Source organism: Allobosea sp., assembly GCF_030694325.1.
In the GTDB taxonomy this organism is placed as follows: Bacteria; Pseudomonadota; Alphaproteobacteria; order Rhizobiales; family Beijerinckiaceae; genus Allobosea.
Map to the genome: position 1 here is coordinate 14,592 of NZ_JAUXYO010000261.1, position 21,957 is coordinate 36,548.

The 21,957-nt window shown below is 69.3% G+C and carries 20 protein-coding genes and 1 pseudogene; 11 read left to right on the plus strand and 10 right to left on the minus strand.

Translation table 11 applies throughout. From position 1 onward, the window contains the following. Positions 1-15: 15 nt before the first annotated feature. Entirely contained in the window at positions 16-2,424 is a 2,409-nt protein-coding gene (locus Q8M82_RS16865) for a glycosyltransferase family protein (protein ID WP_305692476.1), read from the minus strand. An 85-nt stretch (positions 2,425-2,509) separates the two neighbouring features. Beyond that, positions 2,510-3,637 (minus strand): GTP cyclohydrolase II RibA, encoded by a 1,128-nt coding sequence (ribA, locus tag Q8M82_RS16870; RefSeq protein ID WP_305692477.1) that lies wholly within the window; start codon positions 3,635-3,637, stop codon positions 2,510-2,512. A gap of 281 nt (positions 3,638-3,918) precedes the next feature. Between ribA and Q8M82_RS16875 the strand changes: the two genes are divergently transcribed. Beyond that, positions 3,919-4,497, plus strand: coding sequence for a cytochrome b (locus Q8M82_RS16875; RefSeq protein WP_305692478.1), 579 nt, complete (start codon positions 3,919-3,921; stop codon positions 4,495-4,497). A gap of 8 nt (positions 4,498-4,505) precedes the next feature. On the opposite strand, the gene Q8M82_RS16880 is transcribed toward Q8M82_RS16875, so the two are convergent. Genes Q8M82_RS16880 through Q8M82_RS16900 form a run of 5 tightly spaced genes read right to left on the minus strand, consistent with a single transcriptional unit; the run spans position 4,506 to position 8,322 of the window. Beyond that, complete coding sequence (locus Q8M82_RS16880) at positions 4,506-5,345, minus strand: class I SAM-dependent methyltransferase (protein WP_305692479.1); 840 nt, start codon at positions 5,343-5,345, stop codon at positions 4,506-4,508. After that, entirely contained in the window at positions 5,345-6,409 is a 1,065-nt protein-coding gene (locus Q8M82_RS16885) for a glycosyltransferase family 4 protein (RefSeq protein ID WP_305692480.1), read from the minus strand. Before Q8M82_RS16885 ends, Q8M82_RS16880 begins: the two co-directional genes overlap by 1 nt. Continuing rightward, complete coding sequence (locus Q8M82_RS16890) at positions 6,406-6,807, minus strand: 6-pyruvoyl trahydropterin synthase family protein (protein WP_305692481.1); 402 nt, start codon at positions 6,805-6,807, stop codon at positions 6,406-6,408. Before Q8M82_RS16890 ends, Q8M82_RS16885 begins: the two co-directional genes overlap by 4 nt. Positions 6,808-6,838: 31 nt before the next feature. Further along, positions 6,839-7,291: a bleomycin resistance protein gene (locus Q8M82_RS16895; RefSeq protein WP_305692482.1), complete on the minus strand. Its 453-nt coding sequence runs from the start codon at positions 7,289-7,291 to the stop codon at positions 6,839-6,841. After that, positions 7,288-8,322, minus strand: a complete 1,035-nt coding sequence (locus Q8M82_RS16900; RefSeq protein WP_305692483.1) for a zinc-dependent alcohol dehydrogenase — start codon at positions 8,320-8,322, stop codon at positions 7,288-7,290. Before Q8M82_RS16900 ends, Q8M82_RS16895 begins: the two co-directional genes overlap by 4 nt. Positions 8,323-8,389: 67 nt before the next feature. Between Q8M82_RS16900 and mdoH the strand changes: the two genes are divergently transcribed. From mdoH to Q8M82_RS16930, 6 genes are all read left to right on the plus strand, one after another. Beyond that, positions 8,390-10,225: a glucans biosynthesis glucosyltransferase MdoH gene (gene mdoH / locus Q8M82_RS16905; protein ID WP_305692484.1), complete on the plus strand. Its 1,836-nt coding sequence runs from the start codon at positions 8,390-8,392 to the stop codon at positions 10,223-10,225. Beyond that, a complete protein-coding gene (locus Q8M82_RS16910) occupies positions 10,222-10,980 on the plus strand; it encodes an FkbM family methyltransferase (protein WP_305692485.1) in 759 nt (252 codons plus the stop codon). Before mdoH ends, Q8M82_RS16910 begins: the two co-directional genes overlap by 4 nt. Positions 10,981-10,992: 12 nt before the next feature. Continuing rightward, positions 10,993-11,970 (plus strand): hypothetical protein, encoded by a 978-nt coding sequence (locus Q8M82_RS16915; RefSeq protein WP_305692486.1) that lies wholly within the window; start codon positions 10,993-10,995, stop codon positions 11,968-11,970. Between the two features lie 109 nt (positions 11,971-12,079). Continuing rightward, the gene (gene otnI, locus Q8M82_RS16920) at positions 12,080-12,886 is read left to right on the plus strand and encodes a 2-oxo-tetronate isomerase (protein ID WP_305692487.1); all 807 of its coding nucleotides are present in this window, start codon (positions 12,080-12,082) and stop codon (positions 12,884-12,886) included. Then, positions 12,886-13,884 carry a glucokinase gene (locus Q8M82_RS16925; RefSeq protein ID WP_305692488.1) on the plus strand — a complete coding sequence of 333 codons (999 nt, stop codon included), beginning with the start codon at positions 12,886-12,888 and terminating at the stop codon, positions 13,882-13,884. The genes otnI and Q8M82_RS16925 overlap by 1 nt, the downstream gene beginning before the upstream one ends. A gap of 48 nt (positions 13,885-13,932) precedes the next feature. After that, complete coding sequence (locus tag Q8M82_RS16930; RefSeq protein ID WP_305692489.1) at positions 13,933-14,982, plus strand: acyltransferase family protein; 1,050 nt, start codon at positions 13,933-13,935, stop codon at positions 14,980-14,982. Positions 14,983-14,990: 8 nt separating this feature from the next. Here Q8M82_RS16930 and Q8M82_RS16935 read toward each other — a convergent pair whose 3' ends face one another. After that, entirely contained in the window at positions 14,991-15,329 is a 339-nt protein-coding gene (locus Q8M82_RS16935; protein WP_305692490.1) for a hypothetical protein, read from the minus strand. A gap of 136 nt (positions 15,330-15,465) precedes the next feature. Between Q8M82_RS16935 and Q8M82_RS16940 the strand changes: the two genes are divergently transcribed. Further along, positions 15,466-17,283 carry an ABC-F family ATP-binding cassette domain-containing protein gene (locus Q8M82_RS16940; protein ID WP_305692491.1) on the plus strand — a complete coding sequence of 606 codons (1,818 nt, stop codon included), beginning with the start codon at positions 15,466-15,468 and terminating at the stop codon, positions 17,281-17,283. A 37-nt stretch (positions 17,284-17,320) separates the two neighbouring features. Beyond that, positions 17,321-18,067, plus strand: coding sequence for an SDR family oxidoreductase (locus Q8M82_RS16945; RefSeq protein ID WP_305692492.1), 747 nt, complete (start codon positions 17,321-17,323; stop codon positions 18,065-18,067). A gap of 118 nt (positions 18,068-18,185) precedes the next feature. On the opposite strand, the gene Q8M82_RS16950 is transcribed toward Q8M82_RS16945, so the two are convergent. Further along, the gene (locus tag Q8M82_RS16950) at positions 18,186-19,079 is read right to left on the minus strand and encodes a metallophosphoesterase family protein (RefSeq protein ID WP_305692493.1); all 894 of its coding nucleotides are present in this window, start codon (positions 19,077-19,079) and stop codon (positions 18,186-18,188) included. A 330-nt stretch (positions 19,080-19,409) separates the two neighbouring features. On the opposite strand from Q8M82_RS16950, the gene Q8M82_RS16955 reads away from it, so the two are divergent. Beyond that, entirely contained in the window at positions 19,410-19,922 is a 513-nt protein-coding gene (locus Q8M82_RS16955; protein WP_305692494.1) for an NUDIX domain-containing protein, read from the plus strand. A gap of 468 nt (positions 19,923-20,390) precedes the next feature. Then, the gene (locus Q8M82_RS16960) at positions 20,391-20,900 is read left to right on the plus strand and encodes a GNAT family N-acetyltransferase (RefSeq protein WP_305692495.1); all 510 of its coding nucleotides are present in this window, start codon (positions 20,391-20,393) and stop codon (positions 20,898-20,900) included. A 105-nt stretch (positions 20,901-21,005) separates the two neighbouring features. Here the strand turns inward: Q8M82_RS16960 and Q8M82_RS16965 are convergent. Next, positions 21,006-21,957: pseudogene (locus Q8M82_RS16965) on the minus strand (hypothetical protein); the annotation flags it as partial.

Consider the following 21,957-nt stretch of genomic DNA (forward strand, 5'->3'; position numbering starts at 1 on the left):
GACCAACCTCCCGATTCAGCCTGCCGGCGCGCCGCGCCCCGCCCGTAGCCGCTTCCCGACATCCTGAAACAACCCCCGGAACGGTCGGAAGACGAATCGCACCGTCGAGCGGCCCGGCGGCACCGCGACGGCGCGGAACAGCACGTTGGCGCGCAGGATCTCGGCTGGGGCGCCGTCGATCTCGACCTCCCACCAGGGGTGCCAGACATCGTTCAGCACGACATAGCCGCCCTGGGGCGCCTCGACCCGAAGCGTCACCTCGGTGGTGCCGTAATCGGTGATGCGGACACTGCCGGCCTGGCTCGAGCCGGCCGGTGTTGCGCCGGCGGGCCGGCCGGTCGCCAGCGGGTCGCGCGGCAAAGGCGGGAGCGGGTGGTCGAGCAGCACGGTCCGGCGCGGGTCGAAGCCGGCCGGCCACCGGCCGCTCGCGAGAATCGCGTCGAAATCGGCGATCTCAGCCTTCGTCACCAGCAATACGCGCGGGAGCGCGCGCGGGTTCTCGTAGACATAGGCGTCTGGCGTGCGGGCGATCAGGGTGAGGTCGCCGGGCTTCAGCGTCTTGTCGATCTGCTCGACGGGAACGCCGGTAGCGATGAAGCGCAGGCCGAGCATGTCGGCCAGCAGCGAGCCATAGCCCGGCATCAGGGGTGAGAAGGTGCGCTGGTCGGGCAAAGCGACATGGTCGCCCGCGCCGGTCGCCTTGCTGTAGATCCCGAGCCGCAGCGGGTTGTAGCCCAGCGTGTTGTCGAGCCGGTGAACGAGGCTGGCATTGGGCCAGTGGAAGCCAATGCCGGCGAGTTCGATGCGGTCGCGCCGGTCGGGGCCGGCGGTGGCGGCAGTCTCGCTCTTGAGCAGGGCGATGGTTTCGTTGGCGCTGTCGGCCCGCAGCACGTCGTAATCCTGCGCCGGCAGGGCGGTGGATTCGTTGGGACCATTGTTGACCGAGAGGTCGATGGTCAGCGTCGCCGCCAGCACGATCGCTGCCGCCAGCCGGGCACCGCGCAGCGCAAAGCCGCGCGCGGCGACGAGTGCCCCGATCGCCAGCACGCCGCAGAGCAGTGCGGTGACCAGCGGAACGGCCGCGACCGGCAGACGCCCGACCGTCCAGGCGAGCCAGAGCGCGAGCGCGAGCGCGCCCGCGAAGATCGCGACCTCGATGACGCGTTGCCACGGCCGCGCGCGCGGGGCCGTGCCGGTCATGACGAGATGGGTCAGGTAGCCGCCGAGCAGCGCCAGCAAGGCGCCGAGAATGAAGAGCGCGTCGGCCGGACGACGGTAGAAGGACACGCCCGGCAGTTCGAACAGCAGGCGGAAGCCCGGCGTGAAGCGCCCGAGCGCGAAGATCAGCACGAGCAGGGCTGCGACGCTCAGCGCCACGATCTCGCGGCGCAGCAGCGCGCCGCGGACGACGCCGATGGTCAGGATCAGCCCCATCGGGATCAGCCCGAGATAGAGCTGGCTCATGTTGCGGGCGAGGTAGAGGTCCTGGGGCCCGAAGCGGGCCTCGAAGGCCGGGCTCGGCGCGCCCCAGAAATTCTCCAGCGGACCGGCCGCGCCATAGAGATTGGCGAAGAGCCCGGTCAGCAGGGCGGCCGGATGCAGCGAGCCCTTGCCGGCGCCGACGAGGTCGATCGCTGGACGGTTGGAGTCCTCCGCGAGGACGGCGGTGAGCAGGATCGGCACGGTCGCAACGAGCAGGGCCCCGATCGCGCCCGCGAGCAGAGGGAGCAGGCTCGTCTTCAGCGCCCGCCAGGGTTGGCGCGCCATGGCGATGGCGGCGAGCACGAGCCCCGCCAGGACATAGACGCCGAGCAGCGCAACCTGGTCGCGTCCGAGTACCATGAAGCCCGCGACGAGGCCGGCGGCAAAGCCGTAGGCCACCGAGCCGCGCTCCAGAGCGCGTGCGATCAAGGCGAGCGTGATGGCGAAATAGCCGAGGCTGAGAACCTGGCCGATATGCTGGATGCGCCAAGCCGCCGCCGCTCCGAAGGCAAAGGCGAGCGCCGCGACGACCGCGCCGGCCGGGTGCCAGTCGCGGTCGCGGAAGATCACGACGAAAGCGAGCGCGCCGGCCAGCAGGGTGCCGAGGACCGCCCCGTCGCCGAGGCGGAAGCCGGGCACGGGTTCCAACGCCGCGATCAGCGCGAAGGGCGGCGAGAAGATCAGCGATTGCGGATCGGCGATCTGCGGCGAGCCGGCGAAGACGTAAGGCGTCCAGAAGGGCGAGCGGCCGCTGTGCCAGGCTTCCGCCAGAAACTGGAGCTGGGGCTGGAAATGCGCCTTGGCGTCCCAGGGAATGGTGACGACGCCCGACAGCCAGGGCCAGGACAGCGCGATCCACGCGAGGAGGACGATCGCAGCGACGCGGGCGAGGGGCCACGGCGTGGACTGGATAGCAGATGGCGGACTCTGCAGAGGCGACATCAGGCTGCGGTGCCCGAAGTCGTCCCCGCGTTCAAGCCCTTCCGGAAAGTCCCGCCCGCGGCCACGGGGCCACCCCCGGCTCGGCTCAATCCTTCGGCGCCGCCCGCGCCATCAGCGCGTCCATGTCGATCGAGTGGCCGGCCCGGTCTCGCTTGGAGGCAAGGTAGCGGACATTGTGGACATTGGGACGCCCGAGCACGCGCTGCGTGCCGACGACCTCGACGCCTGCCGCCTTGATCGCGCCGACCTTCAGCGGGTTGTTCGTCAGCGCGGTGACGCGGGTGACACCGAGCAGCTTGAGCATCGTCGCGGCGAAGTCGAACTGGCGCTGGTCGAGATCGAAGCCGAGGACCTCGTCGGCGTCATAGGTGTCCCAGCCCTGGCTCTGGAGCTTGTAGGCGCGCATCTTGTTGGAGATACCGTTGCCGCGGCCCTCCTGGTCGAGATAGAGCAGGATACCGCCCTCGTTCTCGGCCATCCACTGCACGGTCTCGCGCAGCTGGTCACCACAATCGCATTTCAGCGAGCCGAACAAATCGCCCGTTAGGCAGGCCGAATGCAGGCGCACCGGGACGGCGGCCGTCAGATCGGGATTGCCGACGATGATCGCGACCTGGTCACGCAGGCCCTCGCCGCCGCGGAAAACGACAAACTCGGTTTCGGGCGCGCCCTCGAGCGGCACCGGCGCGCGTCCAACGATCGTCAGCGTCGCGGCCTGGGCGGCGCGATAACCGTTGACCGACTCGATCGCGATCTCGATCAGCGGCTCGCCTGCGATCTGATCCGGCGTGACGGGGACGATGATCGTCGCGGGCAGCACCAGCGAGAGGCGCGCCAGTTCGAGCGCGGCGTCGTCGAGATCGGAAGCGGGCGCCACCGGCGCATCGACCTTGCCGTCAATTTTCAGCGCCAGCATCTCGATGCGACCCAAATCCAGCGTCGGCATGGCGAGGATGCCGGTCTCGACGCGGCTCTTGGCACCCAGCCGGCGCAGACGCGCCGGGCTGAGGACGAGATGGGCCTTGCCGGCGGCCAGCGCGTCGAGCCGCGTCACCAACTCGGCATCGGCCAGCTCGGCTGAGAGGCCGAGAGCGAGCCGTTGTCCCGCACGGAGCAGCACCGGACGACCGGCTCGAAATTCGGCAATGGCCCGGTCTACCGCTACGAGGCTCGTCTCGAGCGGGCGTCCGAACAGCGTACGCGACTGAAGCATCGGATTGTCCGTCAGAAAGGGCTGCTCGGCGAGCGCGCCCGGCGATGGGTTAGGCAGTTACGGGCACCATGGCCATATAGATCAGAGCTGCACAGTTTTCCATCAAACGTGCTTGAGGTGACGGCAGTTCCATCGCGCCCCCGTTTCACGCGGCTCGATGCGTGACGTCATGCAACCGCGTGACAGGCCCTGTCGCAGCAAGGCATATAGGAGCGGGACTTTGAACGCGGGATGAATGTCGAAGCCGGCGTCACGACCGGCAGGCCGACAGGGAGGCGAAGATGACGCAGGCGAACCGCGAGCCGGGCCCGGCTCCCGTCTACAGCGCCGCCGCGCGTCATCTGCATTGGGTCACCGCCACCGCGGTGCTGGCGATGATCCCCGCGGGCCTCGCCATGACCTATCGCGGCAACACGCTGAACATCTGGGACGGGCTGACCGACGCGATGTACAGTTCGCACAAGCTGCTCGGCTTCCTCGTGCTCTGGCTGGTCGCCGGGCGGCTGGCCTACCGCCTGCTCAAGGGCGCGCCGCCCGACGAGCCGACGCTGCTCTGGTGGCAGAAGGCGGGCTCGCATCTCGTCCACTGGCTGCTCTACGGGCTTCTGCTGATCGTGCCGCTGCTGGGCTGGCTCGGCATCTCGCTCTACCCGTCGCTGACGGTGTTCGGCCTGTTCAACCTGCCCGCCATCGCCGCGCCCAACCAGGATCTCGCCGGCCAGGTTCTGAACATCCATGGCACGCTTGCCCTCGCGATGGGGCTGCTCGTCTGCGCCCATATCGGCGCCGCGCTCTACCACCATCTGATCCGCAAGGACGGCGTGCTGCGTCGGATGCTGCCGGGTCTCAGGCAGCGCTAGCGCCCTTCTCAGACAGGGCGCGCCCAGAGGTCGTGATGCCCGACGAGCGCCGTGGCCTCGGGTGTCTTGGCCGCCAGCCAATCGGCGACGGTGGCGGGATCGACCTGGCCGGTCTCCAGAACGGCGTCGGCGATGCCCTTGGCCAGCACCTGCGCCAGATTGCCGCTTCGCGCATCGACGCGCCAGGCGCTGTCGCCGATCGAAACCGCAAAGCCCGATTTCCGGAAGGCCTCCGCCATCACGTCCGTGGCCTCGGGGCCGGCTGCCGGTCCGAAGCCCTTGTCGCCGCGCTGATGGTGCTTGAATGCGGCCAGCATCCGCGCATCGGCGAGGTGGGGCGGCTGCCAGATCTCACGGCCGTCATAGGTCAGCACCGTGTAGAGCGGCAGGTTCAGGCTGGTCAGGCCGGCGACGAAGCGTTCGAGCCAGCGCCGGGAGGTGAGGTCGAACAGCGCCGCGGCGGTGACGAGATCCGGCTGCCAGCCGAGGACCCATTCGAGATCGGTGTTGAGATCGGCCTGGCGGGTGTCGACGGTGATCAGGTGGTCGCCCTTGGTCAAGACGAGTTCCTCGCCCTGCTCGCGGGCTTCGTCGGCCCAGCCAGAGAGCGTCTCGCGGGTGGCGGCGAGCAGACGCTGGTCGAGATCGACCAGCGTCCAGTGCTGGCGCGCGGGCAGGGCGGCATAGCTGCCGCGCAGGTTGGAGCCGGCGCCGCAGCCGAGATCGACGACCGTCAGCGAACTTCGGCCGGCGAAATGCGCGCCTACGGCGGCCAGAACCTGCGGATTGCGGGCGGCATGATCGGCCGGCTCGCGCAGGCCCAGCCATTCGGGAGAAAATCCGGCCATCAGCCCCCCTTTTGCCCCCAGCCGGGCAGACATACGCCAGCGACGATCGCCGCCGTGTCGCGCCAGCGTGGCAGGACCTCGGCGGCGGCCCAGGCCGCATCGGCCATCGCCCGGCGCCGAGCCGGCGCATCAATCAGGCTTGCCATCGCCTTGGCAAGTGCCGCGGCGTCGCCGGGCGCGACTTTCAGTGCAGCGTCGTCGGGCGCGGTTTCGGCGGCCGCGCCGCCGGTGGTGCAGACGATCGGCAGGCCGCGGGCCAGCGCCTCGGTCAGGACCATGCCGTAGCCTTCGAAGAGCGAAGGCATCACGAAGAGATCGGCGCTGGCATAAGCCTCGGCGAGCGCCGCATCGCCGATCGCGCCGGCCAGGCGGATGCGCGCGCTCAACCCCGCGGCCTCGATCTGCGCGACGAGGGCGGCGACCGTGTCGATCGCGCGGTCGGTGGCTCCGACGATGGTGAGGCGCCAGTCGCGGTCGGAGAGCCCCGCCAGCGCCGTGACCAGGACGTCATAGCCCTTGCGCGGCACGACAGCGCCGACGGCCAGGAGGTGCAGGGGCTCGCCGGCAGACGAGCCTGAGGCCCGCGGGGCGGCATCGACGCCCGGCGAGGCGACCGTGATACGTTCGGCCGGGACCCCGAAATCGGCGGCGAGAAGCCGCTTCATCGCCGGGCTGGGCGTCACCACCGCACGGGCATAGCGCAGCGCCGCCGCCTCGCGGGCGAGCAGAGCCCTGGCTGTCTCCGGCGCTAGGCCCGTCTCGAGCCCGAGCGGGTGATGGACCAACGCGACGACGCGCCCGGCCAGCCCGGCCGCGATGCCTTCCGGAAAGGCGCCGTAGGCGAGGCCGTCGATCAGCAGCGTGTCGTCATAGGGTCGCTGCAAGAGGGCCCGACCGGTCAGGTGAAGGTCGCCCTCGGTCGGAAAGGGGAACGAGCCAGGAAGGGCGATGTGCTCCGCCGGCACGCCCATCGCGTGCCATTCCGCCAGCAGCCGCCGGTCATAGGCGTAGCCGCCGGTCGGCAGCTCGATGTCGCCGGGGATGGCGAAGGCGATCCCGCTCACGCGAGCGCGCCCTCGTAGGTGGCGCGGGCGAGGTCGGTCTCGTGCAGGGTGACGCGGATCCGGGAGAGCCCAGCGCCATCCTGCCCGAGGGCGCCGGATTTCGCCGCTTCTGCCATCGCGTCGAAGATATGCTTGCAGAGGAATTCGGTGGTCGTCAGCACGCCGGAAAATTGCGGCAGCGTGTCGAGGTTTTGGTAGTTCAGCGGCTTCAGCGTCTTGTTCAGCACATCGAGCGCGGCACCGATATCGACCACGACGTTCTGCTTCGTCAGCGTCTCCCGGAAGAAGGCGACGTCGACCACGAAGGTCGCGCCATGCATGTTTTGGGCAGGACCGAAGAAGGAATCGGGCAGGGAATGGCCGATCATGATGCGGTCGCGGACTTCGACGGAAAACATGGATGATCCTTCGTTCTGTTGGGGCTCGTGGTCAGGCCGCCCGAGGGCGCTGGCCGAGCGACTGCGAGAAACGCAGCAGGTAGCCGTCCGGGTCCTGAACCAGAAACTGATGGACGCCGGTCTCTTCGGATTCGCTGATCCGGTACCAGCGTTCCTCGGGGCCGAAAAAGAGCGGCCAGGACGCCTGCTGTAACGACGTCAGCAGGGCGCTGACGTCACGGACCATAATTTCGAAATTGATGCCACGGCCATAGGGCTTTTCGCGCGGACCCGTGTCCCAGCTGCGCTCGGTCGGTCCGGTCTCGTATTCCTCCAGCATGAACTCGATGCCCTCGCGCTCGATCGCCGCAAAGCCCTGCTCGGGGCGGTCGTAGAGCACACGGAAGCCCAGCAGGTCGCACCAGAAGGCGAGGCTCGCGGGCATCGCGGTGATGTAGAGTTCCGGCACCAGGGCAGGGCGCGGATATGTCCGAGGCGGTGTCATGGGCCCGCTTCATAGCAGATGGCGGCCGTCAAACCATGCCAGGAGGGATCCAGCACCGCAGGCAGGCGGGCCGGCGCCTTGGCGAATGGGATATCCTCGCTGATCAGGGCGTCGAGTCTGTCATCGGCGAGCAGCGCCATGGCGGCGGCGGCGCGGCGGGCATAGTCCCAGCGCGGGCGCCGCGACGGGGCGATGCCACCGACCTGGGTGGAGACGAGCTGCAGCCGGCTGGCGTGGAAGGCGCCGCCGAGCGGGGCCGGCACCGTGCCCTCGCCATACCAGCTCAGCTCGACGATACGGGCCTCGTAACCCGCCGCCGCGACGGCGGTGGCGAGGCCGGCGGGCGAGGCGCTGGCGTGGAAGACGAGATCGGCCCCCGTTGGTGCCTCCGCCGGCATGGCGAAGCCGAAGCCGAGCCTCTTTGCCAGGTCGGCGCGGGCCGGCGCGACATCGACCAGCGTGACCTCCGCTCCGGGCAGGCGCGCGGCGAGCCAGGCCACGAGCAGGCCAAGAACGCCGCCGCCGACCACGACGATGCGGTCGGCCGGGCCCGAGCCGGCATCCCAATGGGCGTTCAGTGCGGTCTCCATATTGGCGGCGAGGATGGCGCGGCGGGCCGGCACCTGCGGCGGGACCGGCGTCAGTCGGTCGGCCGGCGCGACGAAGCGGTCCTGATGCGGATGCAGGCAGAAGACGGTCTGGCCGAGCCTGTCGGCGGGGCCCGCCTGCACCACGCCGACGGCGCAGTAGCCGTATTTCACGGGAAATGGAAAATCGCCCCGCTGGAAGGGCGCCCGCATGCGCTCATACTCGCCCTCGGGGACGCGACCTTCGCAGACGAGGCGCTCGGTTCCGCGGCTGATGCCGCTCCACACCGTACGGACGAGGCAGTCGCCCTCGGAGAGCGGCGGCAGCGCCTCGGCGTTCAGGGCGCATTCACGCGGGCTCACATACCAGAGGGCCGTCGCCTGGGCGCTTGCACTGGACGGAAATGCCGGCTTTAGCTCCCCGGCCTTGTCGTTCGGCGCCATGTCCCTGCCTCCCCGCCCGCTCTGCCCCACCCGCCTCGCCTCGATCGACCGCATGACAGAGACAGCCATGAACGAGCGTCCCGCTCCGACCACGTTCCAGCCGGCGACGCAAGGTCTCACCATCCCGCCTCTACCGCTGCCATTGGCCGGCACCACGCCGGCCGGGCTGCAGGACAAGGCGATGCTGTCGCGCCGGCGCTGGCTCGTGCTGTGCCTCAACCTTGCGACGCTGGCGGCGCTGCTCTCGGGGCTGGCGCACGTCCTCGGCGCCGGCGGCTGGAGCTGGGCCGACCGCGCCATCTTCGTCGCTTTCCTGTTCGGCGCACCCTGGACGGTGCTCGGCTTCTGGAACGCCGTGCTCGGCTTCTGGCTGCTGCATGGCGTCAAGGACGGGCTCGAGCGGGTCGCGCCTTTCGCGGCCGCCGGCGATCTGCCGACACCGATCAACATTCGCACAGCCGTCCTGATGACGCTGCGCAACGAGGACCCGGCGCGTGCCTTCGCGCGGCTGCACGTGGTCAAGCAGAGCCTGAACGCGACCGGCGAGGGCGGCTGGTACGATTATTTCGTGCTCTCCGACACCAATGATCCCGATGTCGCCGCCGCCGAGGAAAGACTAGCCGCCGCCTGGCAGGCCGAGGCGGGCGAGGATTGCCGCATCATCTATCGCCGCCGCAGCGACAACACCGGCTTCAAGGCCGGCAATGTCCGCGACTTCTGCGAGCGTTGGGGCGCCGATTACGAGCTCATGTTGCCGCTCGATGCCGACAGCGTAATGGCGGGCGAGGCGATCGTGAAGCTGACGCGGATGATGCAGACCTATCCGAAGCTCGGCATCCTGCAGAGCCTCGTCGTGGGCATGCCCAGCCAGTCGGCGTTCGCGCGCATCTTCCAGTTCGGCATGCGGCAAGGCATGCGGCCCTACACGATGGGCTCCGCGTGGTGGATCGGCGATTGCGGGCCGTTCTGGGGTCACAATGCGCTGGTGCGCATCGCGCCTTTCCGCGATGGCTGCCATCTGCCGGTGCTGTCCGGGGGCGCGCCGCTGGGCGGCGCCGTGATGAGCCATGATCAGGTCGAGGCGACGCTGATGCGCCGCGCCGGCTACGAGGTCCGCGTGCTGCCGGTCGAGGGTGGCAGCTGGGAGGAAAACCCGCCCACCATGCTCGATTTCGCCAAGCGCGACCTGCGCTGGTGCCTCGGCAATCTGCAATATCTCAAGCTGATGGACATTCCGGGTCTACAGCCGATGAGCCGTTTCCAGCTGTTCTGGGCGATCCTGATGTTCCTGGGCCTGCCCGCCTGGACGCTGATGATCGCGCTGTTGCCTCTGAAGGTCGTCGAGGATCGCTGGCTCACGGATTATCCCGCCGGCCTCGCCGCCGGGCTCTATCTGCTGTTCCTGGGAATGTATCTCTCTCCCAAGCTCGCGGGCTTCGCGGACATCCTGCTGACTTCGGGCGGCGCCCGCAGCTATGGCGGACGGCTGCGCTTCGTGGCGTCGGCGGCGATCGAGGTGGTCTTCGCCTTCCTGCAGGGCGCGGTGTCGAGCTTCCGCACGACCCTGTTCATGATCGGGCTGCTGTTTGGCCGCTCGCGCATCGGCTGGGGCGGGCAGGCGCGCGACGCGCATGCGCTCTCGCTGGCGACGGCGTTCGCCGGGCTGTGGCCGCATCTCCTCTTCGCGGTCTATCTGTTCGGCACGCTGGCGGTGATCTCGCCTGCGGTGCTCCTCTGGTCGCTGCCGCTGACGGCGGGCTACCTGCTCGCCGTGCCCTTCGCGATGGCGACGGCGCTGCCCGCGCTCGGCGCCTGGTTCGCGCGGAAGGGGCTTTGCGGCATCCCGGAGGATTTCGACCCGCCGCCCGTGCTGCAGGCGATCCGTACCGAGGCCCGCTCGTGAAAGCGGCTCTCCACGCCCCCGGCACGGCGCGTGCCATCGGCCGGTCGCTGCGCGTCTATCACGGCGACAAGTCCCGCCACGGGGCGATGGATGCACTCTATGGTCGCTTCCTCAAGCCGGGTGATCTCGCCTTCGATATCGGGGCGCATGTCGGCGACCGGATCTCATGCTTTCGCCGGCTGGGTGCCCGCGTGGTCGCTCTGGAGCCGCAGCCAGGGCCGGCGCGCGCCTTGCGGCTGATCCATGGGCGCGATCCGCAGGTTACGCTGGTCGAGGCCGCCTGCGGCGATGCCGAGGGCGTCGTGCGGCTGCGCATCAACAGCGCCAACCCGACCGTCTCGACCGCGTCGGACGCCTTCGTCGGGGCGGCAAGGGGGGCGGAAGGCTGGCAGGAGCAGATCTGGGACCGCGAGGTCGAGGTCCGCAGCACCACGCTCGACGCGCTGATCGCCCGGTACGGCCTGCCCACCCTGCTCAAGATCGACGTCGAGGGCTTCGAGGCGCATGTGCTGGCGGGGCTGACGCGACCCGTCCCGGTGATCTCCTTCGAGTTCACCACGATCCAGCGCGACGTCGCCGAGGCCTGCCTTGCCCTGCTGGAGACGCTCGGTCCCTACCGCTTCAACGTCGCGCTCGGCGAAACCCAGCAGTTCGAACTGGGCGCGTTCGCGAGCGCGGAGGCGATGGGCTGTTATCTGCGGGATCTTCCCCATTCCGCCAATTCGGGCGATGTCTACGCCATCCTTCCGCACTGAGACCCAATCACGATGCGCGCTAACCGCCTCCGCCTCGCCTTTTTCGCCCTGGCCCTTTCGGTCGCCCCCGCTTTCGCGGCGAGCGATGTGACGGTGGAGGTCAAGAACGAGTCGGAGCCGGTGCTCTGTGCCGAGAAGGACAATGTCACCATCAAGGCGATCTCGCCCGAGGTGCGCCGCTTCCAGATCGAGGCCGCGCATCCGGCCTATATCGCCGGGCTGATGCGCGACAACTGGGATGCGGACTGGACGGCCTGCGACATGGCCGGCGATCCCGTCTTCGCTGCGGTGACGCCGCCGCGCCGCGTGACCTTCTATGAGAGCATCGAATACTGGCTCGTCGGCTACACCTTCCCGACTTTCTGGCGACCTTCCGAGACCACCTTCAAGGTCGGCGACCGCGTCGAGAAGGGGCTGCACCTCGTCCAGCTCTGGAAGCTCGGCAAGGATCGCTCGCACGAACTGCTCGTGGTCTATCCTCAGGACGGCTACTGGCGCGCCCGGCCGATGCCGCCTGCGCCGCTGGCCGCGACGGCCTATGGCTCATCCTTCCTGGTCGGGCCGATCGTGCAGGATGGCGCGCGGCCCGTCGTGAACATCCGCGAGATCGAGTTCGATCCCAAAACGGTCTCGTTCAAGATGAGCTTCAAGGACGGTTCCTCCGGCACGCTGAGGCTGGACAATGTCGACGAGAACCGAATGGTGCTCGACGTCGTGCTCGACCGTCCGGTCGGCGGCGGCAATGCCTTCGTCGCCCTGCGCTCGATGTATGTCACCGAGTTCAACAACGACGTCGCCCGCATCGCTATCCGCGAGCCCGGTGCCAAGGGCTGGCGCGAGGAGCCGCTGATGCCTTTCGCCGGCGGCAAGGCGACCGATATCTGGATGGGCCGCACCACCCATTCACGCCACAACACCTCCTCGCCCGACATGGTGTTTCGGAATTTCTCGCGGGATCCGAACCCGCCCGCCCGTGCCGAAAAGAAGTAGGGCAGCTCTGCCTCGACAGGGAACGCATCGCGGCGATGCCGCGTTGCGGCATGACGCGGGCCGCGCAGCGCGCTAGCTTCGCCCGAGATCATCAGCCTCCGGGATCGTCATGCCTCGCTTCGCCGCCAATCTATCGATGATGTTCAACGAATGGGCTTTCCTCGACCGCTTCAAGGCGGCGGCCGATGCCGGCTTCGAGGCGGTGGAGTTCCTCTTTCCCTACGATCATCCCGCCGAGCAGGTCGGGCTGGCGCTCGCCGGCGGGCATCTTCAGCAGGCTCTGTTCAATCTGCCGCCGGGCGATTTCGGGGCGGGCGAGCGCGGCATCGCGGCGCTGGCCGGCCGCGAGGACGAGTTCCGGGCCGGCGTCGAGACGGCGCTGGCCTATGCCCATGAGACCGGCGTCAAGCGCCTGCACATGATGGCGGGCCTCGCCGACCCCGACGATGCGACCGCGCAGGCGACCTACCGGGCCTCGCTCGCCCATGCCGCCGATGCGCTCGCCCCGCATGGAATCGAGCTTCTGCTCGAGCCGATCAACGGCAAGGACATGCCGGGCTATTTCCTGAACGATTTCGACCGGGCCGCGGCCTATGTGCGCGAGTCCGGGCGGACCAATGTCAGGCTGCAATTCGACATGTATCACTGCGAGCTGATCCATGGCGACGTCGCCGGGCGCCTAAAGGCGCTGTTTCCGCTCGTCGGCCATGTCCAGATCGCCAGTGCCAACGGCCGCAACGAACCGGACGATCAGGGGCCGGATTACCCGCAACTGTTCGCGCTGCTGGACGAACTCGGCTATGACGGCTTCGTCGGCTGCGAGTACCGTCCGCGCGCCGGCACGCTCGAAGGGCTCGGCTGGTTTGCGCCCTATCGCCGTCACGACCCGCGGCCCGACCCGCTGGACATGGCGTGATGGCGCCCTTCGCCTGGCCTCTTTTGGTCGCCGATATCGGAGGCACGAACTGCCGCCTCTCGCTGGTCGATCAGGCGGGTGCCCGGCCGGTCCATCTCGCCCGCATCCCGACCGGCAGCCAGGCGACGCCCGAGGCCGCGCTGGAGGGGGTGCTGACGACGCTGGCGCAGCGGCCCCGCTCGGCGGTTCTCGCCGTGGCCGGGCCGCTCGAAGGGCGCGCGGCACGGCTGACCAATGCGAACTGGACCTTCGATGGCCCCGGCCTCGGCCGGGCTCTGGGGCTGGAGCAGGGGCTGCTCGTCAATGATTTCGAGGCGCAGGCCGCTTCGCTCGCCGTGCTTGGAGACGGGGACGTGACGACGCTCGTGGCCGGCGATCCGGAAGCGGGCGGGACGCGGCTGGTGCTGGGGCCGGGCACCGGCTTCGGGGCCGCCGCCCTCGTCACCCGCGCCGGGCGCAGCGTGCTGGTGCCGACCGAGGCGGGGCATATCGGCATCGGTCCGGACGATCCGACCGAGGAGAAGATCTGGCCGGCCCTGGCCGCCGGGTTGCCGCGGGTCACCGTGGAAACGCTGCTCAGCGGCGACGGGCTGGTGCGCTTTCACCGCGCCGTCGCGGACAGCTCCGGACTGCGCGAGCCCGATGTCAGCGCGGCGGATGTGACGACCCTGGCGCTCGACGGGGACCCTGCCGCGCTGATGGCCGTGATCTGCTTCTGGCGGCTGCTGGCCCGTGTCGCCGGCGACCTCGCGCTCGCCTTCAAGGCGACGGGCGGCGTCTATCTTTCGGGCGGGATCGTGCCCCGCCTGCTGCCGCTGGCCGAGCGGGGCGCGATCGGGTCCGTCTTTTCGGCCAAGCCGCCGATGGAAGATCTCGCCGCGCGGTTCTCGCTGCACGTTATCACCGCCAGCGACGGTGCCGAGCGGGGCATGGCCGCAATCGCCGCCGCGCCCGAGCGCTTCGGCCTCGACGATTCCGCGCGCTTGTGGTTTGGCTGAGGACGGCAAGCCGCCCGGCGGGCCGTTCCTTTTGTGACCTCGCCCTTCTTGTCCGCCATCCTCCCCATCCAGATGCTTCGTGCGCTCGCCGCCTTCATGGTGGCGGTGCACCATGTCCAGTCGGATGCGGCGGTTCTCGCCCGGCTCGGCGGCCGGTCCTTCACGCCGAGTGATCTTCTGCCCTGGATGGCGGGCGTCGACATCTTCTTCGTCGTCTCCGGTTTCATCATGGTGCATGCCTCGGCGTCGCTGTTCGACCGGCCGGGCGCGTCGGCTCTGTTCCTGAAGCGGCGGCTGGTGCGGATCGTGCCGCTCTACTGGGCGGCGACGACGCTGTTCCTTCTGGTCGCTCTGGCACTGCCTGCGACGCTCAACTCGGCCGCGCCGAGTGCAGGGCAGATCGCGGCCTCCTATCTGTTCTGGCCCGTCATCTCGTCCAGCGGCTTGGTCCAGCCGGTCTATTCGCTCGGCTGGACGCTGAACTACGAGATGCTGTTCTACGTGCTGTTCGCGGCCGCGCTCACCCTGCCGCGGAGGCTCGTCGTGCCGGCAGTGACGTTGGCGCTCGCCAGTCTCGTCGGCGCGACGGCCATGCTCGGGCCGCTGCCGCTGCCGTTCGGCTTCTGGGGCCAGCCGATCGTGCTCGAATTCGCGGCCGGCATGGGGATTGCGCTGCTGCACCGACGCGGGCTGATGCTAGGGGCGGGAGCGCGCTTTGCGCTGGCCGCCGTTGCCGTCGGCCTGCTGCTGGGGAGCCCGCATGCGCCGCTGTCGGCGGGGCCATGGCGCGATCTCGCCCTGCATGGTTCAGCGGCCGCGCTCCTGGTGCTGGCGGCGGTGACAGGGCCGCGTGAGCCGGCTGCGCCGACGGCGCTCGGTTCGGCGCTGGTGCGGGTCGGCGACGCCTCGTATGCGCTCTATCTCGTCCACCCTTTCGCGATTCGCGGCCTGCGCGAGGTGTTCGTGCGGCTCGGCGTGCTGGAGCCCTGGCTCTTCGTCGTGGCCGCCCTCGCCAGCGCGGTGATCGCGGCGCTGCTGGTGCATCGCCTGTTCGAAGTCCCGGTGACGCGCGCGCTGCGACGCTGGACGGGGGCCTGAGGCGGCCGTCAGTCGAGGCGGCGGCCTTTCAGCGACTGGCCGACGATGCCTCCGGCGCGGCGCCGCTCGGCCCGCTTCGCCTTGATCGCCGCGACATGCTCGGGTTGGGGGTGATAGCCGCGCTCCATGATCTCGAGCGAGTATTCCTCATAGGTCAGGCCGAGCGCCTCGGCGTTATCCTCGCGGCGCAGGGCGATGTCGCGCGGCTTCTTCCACGCCTTGCGGTGGGCGAAGCGCCAGTCGAAGAAGCGGCCGATCCGCCCCGTGCCGGTCTCCGACCGGCGCCTGCGCGGCTGCAGGGGCGGCCCGCCATTATGGCCGATTCCGATGGGGCGCTGGCGCGGCATGGTTCCTCCTCCGACCCGGAGATCCCGCAAGGCTACGGCTCCGCTCGGTTTTCGCAAGCGGCGTGCCAGGGCCTGCGGGCGTGACATCGCCGGCCCACCGGTCTATCCCGCCTTCCATCTCCCATACGGACACGCCATGGCCCCCTTGCTGCATCTGCGCGACGTCGCGCTCACCTTCGGCGGACAGCCGCTGCTGGAGGCGGCCGAGATCGCGGTTTCGGCCGGCGAGCGCGTCTGCCTCGTCGGCCGCAACGGCTCGGGCAAATCGACCCTGCTGAAGATCGCCGCCGGCCTGGTCGAGCCCGATTCGGCGGAGCGTTTCGTCCAGCCGGGCGCGACGGTGCGCTATCTGCCGCAGGAGCCCGATTTCAGCGGTTACAAGACCTCGCTCGCCTATGTCGAGGCGGGGTTGGGACCGGGTGACGACGCCTATCGCGCGCAGTATCTGATCGACGAACTCGGCCTCACCGGCGAGGAAGATCCGGCGACGATGTCGGGCGGCGAGTCGCGGCGCGCGGCGCTGGCGCGCGTTCTGGCGCCCGAACCCGATATCCTGCTGCTGGACGAACCGACCAACCATCTCGATTTGCCGGTGATCGAATGGCTCGAGCAGGAGCTGAAATCCCTGCGCTCCGCGATGGTCCTGATCAGCCATGACCGGCGCTTCCTGACGAATCTGTCGCGGGCGACGATCTGGCTCGATCGCGGCCTGACCCGGCGCATGGACCGCGGCTTCGGCGAGTTCGAGGCCTGGCGCGACGAGGTGCTCGCCCAAGAAGAGCTCGACCGCCACAAGCTCGACCGCAAGATCGCCCGCGAGGAGGACTGGCTGCGCTATGGCGTCAGCGCCCGGCGCACCCGCAACCAGCGCCGACTGGGCGAGTTGCACGGCCTGCGCGAGCAGCGCCGCACCGCGCGCTTCGCCGTCGGCAGCGTCAAGCTGGAAGCGAGCGAGGCGCAGACCTCGGGCAAGCTGGTTATCGAGGCGGTCAACGTCTCGAAGGCCTATGGCTCGAATGTCGTGATCAAGGATCTGTCGCTGCGCGTCGCGCGGGGCGACCGGATCGGCATCGTCGGCCCGAATGGTGCCGGCAAGACGACACTGATCAACCTGCTCACGGGGCAGCTCGCGCCCGATTCCGGCACGGTGAAGCTCGGCGTCTCGCTGGAGATGGTGACGCTCGACCAGCGCCGCGAGAGCCTCGACCCGGCGACGCCGCTGGGAGACGCGCTGACGGGCGGCGGCTCGGACCAGGTCATGGTCGGCGACACGCCGCGCCATGTCATCGCCTATATGAAGGACTACCTGTTCCAGCCGCTGCAGCGACGCACCCCTGTCGGCGACCAGTCGGGCGGCGAGCGCGGCCGGCTGATGCTGGCGCGCGCGCTGGCGAAGCCCTCCAACATGCTGGTGCTGGACGAGCCGACCAACGATCTCGACCTCGAGACGCTCGACCTGCTGCAGGAACTGCTGGCCGACTACAAGGGTACGGTGCTGCTGGTCAGCCATGACCGCGACTTCATCGACCGCGTCGTCTCGGCGACGCTGATCTCCGACGGCGACGGCGTCTGGACCGAATTCGCCGGCGGCTACACCGACATGCTCGCCCAGCGCGGGCGCGGCGTCGGCGCGAAGGTGAGGGTGGCCTCCAAGGCGGGCACCCCTGCGCCAGAGCCGGCGGCGGCCGCCCCGAGCGCGCCAGCCGCCCCGACCTCGAAGCGCAAGCTCTCCTTCAACGAGAAGCACGCGCTGGAGACACTGCCCAAGACGATCGCGGTGCTGCAGGCGGAGGCCGCCAAGCTCAACCAGGCGCTCGCCGGCGATCTCTACACTCGCGACCCGAAGCTCTTCGCCAAGGCGACGACGCGGCTCGAAGAGGTGACCCGCGAGATCGCCGGGCTCGAGGAGCGCTGGCTGGAACTGGAGATGCTCCGCGAGGAGATCGGCGCGTAAGGGCCGCGGAGCGCGGCCTGCTGGCAGAGGAAAGACGATGAGACTGAAGGGCAAGACGGCGCTGGTGACTGGCGCGGCACAGGGGTTCGGCTTCGGCATCGCCGAGACCTTCGTGCGCGAGGGCGCGCGGGTGGCGCTGCTCGACCTCAACGGCGACAAGGCCAAGGAAGCCGCTCAGGCGATCGGCCGCCGGGCCTTCGCGGTAGCCTGCGACGTCGCCAAGGCCAAAAGCGTCGACAAGGCCGTCGCGCGTGTCATCGCCAAGCTCGGGCGGCTCGACATCGTCGTCAACAATGCCGGCACGACGCATCGCAACATGCCGATGACAGAGGTGACGGAGGAAGAGTTCGACCGCCTCTTCGCGGTGAATGTGAAGTCGATCTACCTGATGGCGAAGGCGACCGTGCCGCATTTCCGTGAGCATGGCGGCGGCGTGATCCTGAACATCGGCTCCACGGCGGGCGTCCGGCCCCGGCCGGGCCTGACCTGGTACAACGGCTCGAAGGGTGCGGTGAACCTGCTGTCGAAGTCGATGGCTGTGGAACTGGCGCCGGACCGGATCCGCGTCAACGCGATCGCGCCCGTTGCCGGCGAAACGCCGTTGCTGGCAACCTTCATGGGAGAGGACACGCCCGAGAAGCGCGCGCAGTTCCGCGCCTCGATCCCCTGGGGCCGGCTCTCGACCCCGCAGGACATGGCCAATGCCGCGCTTTATCTCTGCTCGGACGATGCCGAAATGGTGACGGGGACGGTGCTCGCCGTCGATGGCGGGCGCTGCATCTGAGATGTCGCGTCATGCTCGAGCCGCGCCCTGCGCGGACCCAGGCATCTCGTAAACCAACGAATCATGTCACGAGATTCTCGGGTCGGCGCCTGACGCCGCCCGAGAATGACGCGTCTCGTCACACCGGCTTGGTGTGAAGCGCGATCTCTTGGCGACGCATCACGGTGCCGTCGAGTTCGAAGCCGCGCTGCTCGAAGGCGATATGCGGATCGCGCCCATTGCCTTCGATCCGGAAAAGATGCCAGCTCGCCATCTCGCCATGGCCGAGCGGGCCGATCGAGGCCGAGGGGACGCCGACGATCGGCACGTCGCGGCCCACGCCCGGGCGCCAGGCCAGCGAGAAGCGGTGGTTGTGGCCGTGGATGACGAGGTCGGCGCCCTTGCGCGCCAGCATCGCCTCGACCGCCGCGGCATCGACCAGTTCGCGGGAACGTCGCGCGCCGCCGACATAAGGCGGATGGTGGATCAGCACGACGCGGATCAGCCCCTCGTCGCGGGCGCGGTCGAGCAGGGTCTCGGTCTTCGCGATCTGGTCGCGGCCGACCTTGCCGGTCGCCATCAGCGGCAGGGTAGGCACGCCGGTGTTGAGCCCGATCAGCGCGACAGGGCCGCGGCGGCGATACCAGGGATAGCCGACGCTGCCGTCGTCGCTGGCGACCCAGGGGCCGAGATGATGCGCCAGCGCTTTCAGCGAGGAGCGTGCATAGGCGTCGTGATTGCCCGGCACGAAGCTCACCGTCTCGCGCGGCCCCAACTCGTCGAGAAAGGTGACGGCCGTCCTGAACTCGTTGGGCAGGCCGATATGGGAGACGTCGCCGGTGCAGGCGACATGGTCCGGCTGCTGCGCGCGGATATCCGCGACGATCAGCGCCAGGATATCCATGTCATGGGCGTGGCGCCGCTTGCGCCGCCAGTTGACGTAACCGGTCGCCCGCTTGCCGAAGAGCTGATGCAGCGAAAAACCCGCGAGCGGGCCGAGATGCGGATCGGACAGGTGCGCGAGCTTGAACACGCCCTGCGCTAGCCTTGTGGCCGAGCCATCGTCAAGCCACCCGCAGCGCACGCTTTCGCGTGCGTGGGCGGCGCGGATGGTTCAGTTTGCGGCGCCGGTCAGTTCGGAGACGATGCGCGAATCGGTCAGCGTCAGGGCGGGCTGCCAGACGAAGGCGGGCTTGGCGCGAAAGATCGCAATGATGAAAGAGAGCAGCATGTCGGTATTCCCCAGCAATGAGGTGGGGATATCGGCCCGGTTTGCGGCGCGTTTGTGACGTTCGGGAACGCAGGGCGGGGGTCCGTCATGCGTCATTTGCATATACAATTCGGTAACGATCGGAGGCCATGCGTGAATGGGTCAGCGCAGACGGGGGCAGACAGTAATGCGGACGGCGCCCTGACGTGGCTCCAGCGCCTGCGGATCCGCCTGCTGCATGTCTATTTCCGGCTCAGCCGCGGCATGACGCTGGGCGTGCGCGCGGCGGTGCTGAACGACCGGGGCGAGGTCTTCCTGGTCCGGCATACCTACACACCCGGCTGGCATCTGCCAGGAGGCGGCGTCGAGGTCGGCGAAACCATGGCGGCGGCGCTGGCGAAGGAACTTCGCGAGGAGGCCCGCATCAGCCTGACGGGCCCGGCAACGCTGTTTGGGCTCTACTTCAACCGCAAGACATCGCGGCGCGATCACGTGGCGCTCTATGTCGTCAGGGATTTCGTCGTTGACGCGGCCAAGATGCCGGATCTGGAGATCGCCGAGGCCCGCTTCTTTCCGCTCGACGCCTTGCCGCAGGGGCTGACGCCGGGGACGCGGAGGAGGCTGGCCGAGATCGCGGGCGGCATCGCCCCCGCAGCAGAGTGGTGAACAACCTGCCGATGGGAGAAGGTATCGTTCTCGTCATTCTCGGTTTGGGCTTACTCCTGGGGCTGTTCAACAAGCCGTGGTGGTCTGTCGGCCTTGCCGTCGGTTTGGCGATCGTCGTTGGGAGTTTCGAGCAAACGCTCCATACACTCGCGTCCGAGCCCGCCTGGCTCGTCATGGGCCTATCGTTCTACTGCTTGCCTGGGCTAGCCGGCTGGCTTCTCGGGCGGCTTCTGATCAGGCTGGGCGGTTAGGCCCGGTCGCCACGTCACGGGCGCCGCCCTGAAGAACAGAGGTGGCCGATGGACGCCCACCCTCCGCTCTGCTACAGCGCCGCCACCATGACGAACGGGCTCCCGACCTCCCTCCTGCGACGACCGGCGCGCTGAACGCGCTTCCGGCAGGGCCGCGCCGCGCGCGGACCCCCCCTCACTTGCCCAGCCTCTGCCCGTCCGCAGGTTTGCCGCCGTCATGACTTCGCTTCCCCTGACCATTCGCCATGAGCTTCCCGCCGATGCGGCCGCGATCGAGCGGCTGCATGAGCGCGCCTTCGGGCCGGGGCGTTTCGCCCGCACCGCGTTCCGCCTGCGCGAGGGCGTGCCGCCCGATCCGGCGCTGACCTTCGCCGCCCATGTCGGCACCTTCCTCGTCGGCTCGATCCGGGTGACGCCGGTGATGGCGGGTGGGCAGGCGGCGCTGATGCTGGGGCCTCTCACCGTCGATCCCGCCTTCGAGGGAAGGGGCATCGGGGCGGCACTGATGAACCGCTCGATCGAGGCCGCGCGCGCCCACCAGCATGACCTCATCATGCTGGTGGGCGATGCGCCCTATTATGCCCGCTTCGGCTTCAGGGTCGTCCCGCCGGGCCAGCTCGTGCTGCCCGGCCCGGCCGATCCGGCGCGGTTCCTGGCACTGGAACTGGTCGAGGGCGTGCTGGCGCAGCGGCGCGGCGCGGTGACGGCGATCAAACCAAGCGCATGAGGCTTGCCACATCGTCATTCTCGGGCTTGACCCGAGAATCTCATGACACGGAAATTCTGGTTTCCGAGATGGTCGGGTCAAGCCCGACCATGACGCGCCAGATCTTCAGGCCGCAGCGTCCGGTCGCTTGTTGAAGCGCCGGCCGCTTTCGCCGAGCCAGCCGGCGACGAGGGCGCCGAAGAGCAGGGCCAGTCCCAGCAGCCCGACGAAGAGTGGCGAGATCTGCACGCCGCGTACGATGCCCGAATCGCTGATCCGCAGGCCGACCCAGTCCGAGCCCGCGAACTGGCTGCCCGAGCGCACGGGCACGATCCGCGGCACCGTGACGTCAGAGCCACCCTCCTGGCCGATGCGGCGCGACGAGCCGCCTGCCGCCTCGGCCAGCGTGCGAAGCTGGGCGGGGTCGCTGACGACCTCCATCAGCTCGCGCGGGTTCTCCGGGCCGACGCTGGCGAAGGCGGTGAGGTTGTCGCCGGCGATGCGGTGCAGGCCGAATTCGCCGGTCGGGATCCGGGCCGTGAACAGGCCGGGGCGGCCCGGCTCGAGCGGGACGGATCGGGACTGGCCGTCGGGGCCGGTGACGACGACGGGTGCCGGGTTGTCGCCCAGTGTCTGGCGCTCGACCTCGATGTAGCCGCTGCGCGAGACGGCGCGCAGCGCTTCCTCCTCGAGATCGGGCTCCTTCATCAGCCAATGACCGAGGCGGCGCAGCAGGTCGAGATGCGGGCCGCCGTCGCGGAATCCGCGGGCCCAGAGCCAGGCATGGTCCGACAGGAAGAGCGCGACGCGGCCCTTCTGCTCGCGCGCCAGCATCAGCAGCGGGCGCTCGCCCGGGCCGGTCATCACCGGCGAGCCGGTGCGGGCGCGGGCGCCGACCATGCGCAGCCATTCGCCCCATTGCGGCGGCTCGACCTCGGAGCCCGGCAGGTCGCGCGTCACCGGGTGGCGCCGGCCCGGCTCGCTGACGCGGGCGCGATAGGCCTCGTCGATCACCGAACCGTCCGGGATCGCGGGCAGGATCTGGCCGAGCGGCGTGCGGGCGAGCGACTGGGCGCCG

Excerpts from the sequence above, each read along its gene's own strand:
- Q8M82_RS16865 (WP_305692476.1), bottom strand. The coding sequence starts at position 2,424 with ATGTCGCCTCTGCAGAGTCCGCCATCTGCTATCCAGTCCACGCCGTGG.
- ribA (WP_305692477.1), bottom strand. The coding sequence starts at position 3,637 with ATGCTTCAGTCGCGTACGCTGTTCGGACGCCCGCTCGAGACGAGCCTC.
- Q8M82_RS16875 (WP_305692478.1), top strand. The coding sequence starts at position 3,919 with ATGACGCAGGCGAACCGCGAGCCGGGCCCGGCTCCCGTCTACAGCGCC.
- Q8M82_RS16880 (WP_305692479.1), bottom strand. The coding sequence starts at position 5,345 with ATGGCCGGATTTTCTCCCGAATGGCTGGGCCTGCGCGAGCCGGCCGAT.
- Q8M82_RS16890 (WP_305692481.1), bottom strand. The coding sequence starts at position 6,807 with ATGTTTTCCGTCGAAGTCCGCGACCGCATCATGATCGGCCATTCCCTG.
- Q8M82_RS16895 (WP_305692482.1), bottom strand. The coding sequence starts at position 7,291 with ATGACACCGCCTCGGACATATCCGCGCCCTGCCCTGGTGCCGGAACTC.
- Q8M82_RS16900 (WP_305692483.1), bottom strand. The coding sequence starts at position 8,322 with ATGGCGCCGAACGACAAGGCCGGGGAGCTAAAGCCGGCATTTCCGTCC.
- mdoH (WP_305692484.1), top strand. The coding sequence starts at position 8,390 with ATGAACGAGCGTCCCGCTCCGACCACGTTCCAGCCGGCGACGCAAGGT.
- Q8M82_RS16915 (WP_305692486.1), top strand. The coding sequence starts at position 10,993 with ATGCGCGCTAACCGCCTCCGCCTCGCCTTTTTCGCCCTGGCCCTTTCG.
- otnI (WP_305692487.1), top strand. The coding sequence starts at position 12,080 with ATGCCTCGCTTCGCCGCCAATCTATCGATGATGTTCAACGAATGGGCT.
- Q8M82_RS16925 (WP_305692488.1), top strand. The coding sequence starts at position 12,886 with ATGGCGCCCTTCGCCTGGCCTCTTTTGGTCGCCGATATCGGAGGCACG.
- Q8M82_RS16935 (WP_305692490.1), bottom strand. The coding sequence starts at position 15,329 with ATGCCGCGCCAGCGCCCCATCGGAATCGGCCATAATGGCGGGCCGCCC.
- Q8M82_RS16940 (WP_305692491.1), top strand. The coding sequence starts at position 15,466 with ATGGCCCCCTTGCTGCATCTGCGCGACGTCGCGCTCACCTTCGGCGGA.
- Q8M82_RS16945 (WP_305692492.1), top strand. The coding sequence starts at position 17,321 with ATGAGACTGAAGGGCAAGACGGCGCTGGTGACTGGCGCGGCACAGGGG.
- Q8M82_RS16960 (WP_305692495.1), top strand. The coding sequence starts at position 20,391 with ATGACTTCGCTTCCCCTGACCATTCGCCATGAGCTTCCCGCCGATGCG.